Genomic DNA, 3,670 nt, shown 5'->3' with positions numbered 1-3,670 from the left:
TGTCAGCCTTGTTCAGGAAGACAACGATGAAAGGTACACCTACCTGACGGGACAGCAGGATGTGCTCACGAGTCTGTGGCATCGGGCCATCGGCAGCCGAGCAAACCAGAATCGCGCCGTCCATCTGTGCAGCACCAGTGATCATGTTTTTAACATAGTCAGCGTGGCCCGGGCAGTCTACGTGTGCGTAGTGACGGGTTGGTGAATCATATTCAACGTGGGAGGTGTTGATGGTGATACCGCGTGCTTTTTCTTCCGGAGCGTTGTCGATCTGGGAGAAATCACGAGCGGAACCGCCCCAAGTCTCAGCACAAACGCGAGTCAGCGCTGCAGTCAGGGTAGTTTTACCATGGTCAACGTGGCCGATTGTGCCAACGTTTACGTGTGGTTTTTTACGTTCAAATTTTTCTTTAGCCATCTCGACCGTCTCCAAGCGAAGAATTGCAGTAGCCTTACCACCATTAAAATAAAGGCAGATACTCGCATATCTGCCTTTATCAAATGGAGCTCATGAGCGGATTTGAACCGCTGACCTCACCCTTACCAAGGGTGTGCTCTACCAACTGAGCTACATGAGCGAATAGTGTCGCGAACACTGCAAACTTGGAGCGGGTGGCGGGAATCGAACCCGCATCATTAGCTTGGAAGGCTAAGGTTCTACCACTAAACTACACCCGCTCAACTTGCAATTAACGCTAAATCTGGTGGAGGGAGAAGGATTCGAACCTTCGAAGTCGTAGACGTCAGATTTACAGTCTGATCCCTTTGGCCGCTCGGGAATCCCTCCAAAAGGAAGCGGCATTCTCAAGAGAAGCCACCCTACTGTCAAGCATTTTCTCAATAAAAACCTGAGCTTAGCGCATTTGACAGTAACTTTGCTGAGTTGCTGTTTAAGGCCACCCTGCGAAGCGGGCGCCATTCTATGCAATCTATTGCGAGGATGCAATGCTTTCGCACGGCATTAATTGATGTTTTAGCCCATTAAAATCAAAAGCGAGCTTTTCCAGCAGCGAATCATCGGCCAAACGCCGGCTTTCCGGGGATATACGCACCCAGTAGCTGCGGTGAGCGCGCGGCAATTCACGCAAGGAAGACTCATAACCAACGTCTTCCAAGCGCTGAATTACGCTTTGCGCCGAATCTTTGCGAGGAAATATCCCCAGGGAAATGCCATTTTCCAAGTCGCCCTGCGAAATCAAATAGCTATCAATGTTTCGCGCTTGCAACTCTTTAAGCTGTCGCAGAGAGGCCGATCGCGAGGCCAGGGGCGGAATATAGACCCAATAATCAACCCCAGCCTGATCATCAACTGTTCGCACTTGCGAACTGATATCGAGGCTTATCAACCGCTGCTCAACCACCTCAGCCTCTGAGCGCTGCTCAAAAGCGCCTAAATACAGGCACGTATCGTCCTCAGGCTCCTGCACTGCCGGGGCACGGCGCTGCTGATTGTCGGTCTCACTGAGCAACTGGATATCACGCTTGGTGTCTTGCTGCTGCACCATAGGCGCAACCTCTTTTGGCCTAAGAGGCGCCTGCTGCTGATGCCAGACGTAATAAAAAGCGTTAAGCACCACTAGCAAAAGAAATATCCAACGCATGCGAACCTCAAGACAGCGGGCAGGCTGCAGCCAAGCCCTTGAAAACCAAGTCCGGGGCAATTATTGCGCCTGGTGCCATATCAACCGCGACCACCGCATCTCCCCCCGTCAGGAATACCACAAATGTGTCGCCCAGGTATTCACGCGCTAGCTCAAGCTGCGTTGCGACAAAACCTTGCAGCATTAGTGAACACCCGCGCTCTACTGCCTCGGCAGTGGTACGCCCTGGCCCATTTTTCTGTTGCGCGCGCTCTGCAACGTCATCGCTGTAGCGTATCCGCCGAGTATGGGTACGCAACTGATTGCGCATCAGCGGTACACCAGGGCATATATACCCGCCGAGGTGCTCACCATCGGCACTAACGTAGTCAGCCGTAACAGCCGTACCTAAATCAAGGACAAGACAGGCCTTGCCCGCCTGCAGGTAGGCACCGACCAAAGCCAGCCAGCGATCAAGCCCCAGCTGCTGGTATTGCTCGTAGCCATTACGTACACCTGCAAGCTCGATGACCGGCTGCGCACAGATGCACTCGACACCAAACCGCTCATTGATCAAGTCAACCAGCAATTGGGTTTCAGCATCGGTACGCACACTCACCAACCTACAGGCCGTGACGTTCAGGGACTCTTCATTGACCGCCAGCATGAGCTCAGCATCAGAGCCGACCACACCACCACATATAATGCGCGATGCATCACCTGCCAATACACGCCACTTAATAAAGCTATTACCGCAATCAAGCTCAAGAATCATCGCTCAGCCTCAAGCTCAACTCACCACCGCTAAAACTGCGCTCTTCACCGCCAACCTTCAGGCGAATAGCACCAGTGCAATCTACACCCATTATTTCGCCCCTGATCGGAGCCTTACCCGCGGTAAGCGTGGCCATGCGTCCTTGCCACAGATGGTTGGCTTGCCATTCATCCTGAAGCGCTGCGAAACCCTCACGCATATGCACAGTCATGTATGCCTGCAGATGCTTGCTAAAGAACTCAACCAACTGATTACGATCAACCGCCGTACCCAGCACTTTGGATAATGACGTCCAGGCCTGCGTAATCGCATCAGCCTCAACAACCTTCATATTGACGTTAACCCCGACGCCAATGACAACATGGCATTCGTCACCAGGATCACCTGACATTTCAAGCAGGATGCCCGCGATTTTATGGCCGTCTACCAACACATCGTTCGGCCACTTCAAGCCTGCACCGGTTACACCAAGCTCTTGTATGGCCTTGAGAAGCGCCAAACCTACAACCAAGCTGAGCCCTTCAATCTGGCGCATACCACCATCAATACGGATGAGCAGACTGTAATACATGTTTTCAGCAAAAGGGCTGACCCAAGCACGGCCCCGACGGCCACGCCCAGCAGTTTGCTGCTCAGCCAACAACAGAAACGGAGCCTGTTTACCTGCACCCAGCAGCCTTAGAACTTCAGCATTAGTCGAGTCTACCGACTGCAAGACCGTAACCGGCCAGCCCTGAAGCACATGGCTGGCAGAGAGCCGCTGCTGATCGAGCAATATCAGTGGATTTTGCAATTGATAACCACGCCCACGCACTTTATGAATCGTTAATCCGAGCTCAGCTTCAAGTACCTGCAACTGCTTCCATACAGCAGAACGACTGATACCTAGCTTTGCACCCAAAGCTTGCCCTGAGTGAAACCTGCCGTCCTGTAGAAGCCGCAATAATGGCTGCATATTTAGCTCGAAAACTATTGAGGCCCGCATAATAACGGCGAGGGGCGGCATTGCCTACTCGCCAGCGCTTCGATTCGCCATACAAATAAGCAGATAGACCAGGAATAGACCGAGCCGCGACAATCAAACCGCGCGAGGGGCAGGAGAATGAGCCCTCTGTATCGCCGGCCGCGCGATTAGGCTTGTGCCGTAGAAGAATTTTTTCTGCGCAAAGAGAAACCCCAGATCATTTGCATGATCTGGGGTTTCGGTATAGGCGCTTGACGATGACCTACTCTCACATGGGGAAACCCCACACTACCATCGGCGATGCATCGTTTCACTACTGAGTTCGGGATGGGATCAGGTGGTTCCAATGCT

Annotated in this window: 4 protein-coding genes, 3 tRNA genes and 1 rRNA gene; all 8 read right to left on the bottom strand. The window is 52.7% G+C overall.

Annotation, left to right across the window (positions count from 1 at the left end; genetic code table 11):
• Positions 1-418: GTP-binding protein (locus tag AACY26_RS21265; RefSeq protein ID WP_339516985.1), on the bottom strand; the 418-nt coding region annotated here is incomplete at its 3' end.
• Between the two features lie 84 nt (positions 419-502).
• Positions 503-578, bottom strand: a tRNA-Thr gene (locus AACY26_RS21260).
• Between the two features lie 26 nt (positions 579-604).
• Positions 605-678: transfer RNA gene (locus AACY26_RS21255), tRNA-Gly, on the bottom strand.
• 24 nt (positions 679-702) lie between these two features.
• A tRNA-Tyr gene (locus tag AACY26_RS21250) sits at positions 703-787 on the bottom strand.
• 142 nt (positions 788-929) lie between these two features.
• Entirely contained in the window at positions 930-1,601 is a 672-nt protein-coding gene (locus AACY26_RS21245) for an SPOR domain-containing protein (protein ID WP_339516984.1), read from the bottom strand.
• A 7-nt stretch (positions 1,602-1,608) separates the two neighbouring features.
• Positions 1,609-2,355 (bottom strand): pantothenate kinase, encoded by a 747-nt coding sequence (locus tag AACY26_RS21240; RefSeq protein ID WP_339516982.1) that lies wholly within the window; start codon positions 2,353-2,355, stop codon positions 1,609-1,611.
• Complete coding sequence (gene birA, locus AACY26_RS21235; RefSeq protein WP_339516980.1) at positions 2,345-3,310, bottom strand: bifunctional biotin--[acetyl-CoA-carboxylase] ligase/biotin operon repressor BirA; 966 nt, start codon at positions 3,308-3,310, stop codon at positions 2,345-2,347. Before birA ends, AACY26_RS21240 begins: the two co-directional genes overlap by 11 nt.
• Before the next feature lie 258 nt (positions 3,311-3,568).
• A 5S ribosomal RNA gene (rrf, locus tag AACY26_RS21230) occupies positions 3,569-3,670 on the bottom strand; the annotation flags it as partial.

The organism is Pseudomonas sp. RL_15y_Pfl2_60 (genome assembly GCF_963970595.1).
Taxonomy (GTDB): Bacteria; Pseudomonadota; Gammaproteobacteria; order Pseudomonadales; family Pseudomonadaceae; genus Aquipseudomonas.
Note: the sequence above shows the minus strand (reverse complement) of the source record. Positions and strands in the feature narration are given on the sequence as shown.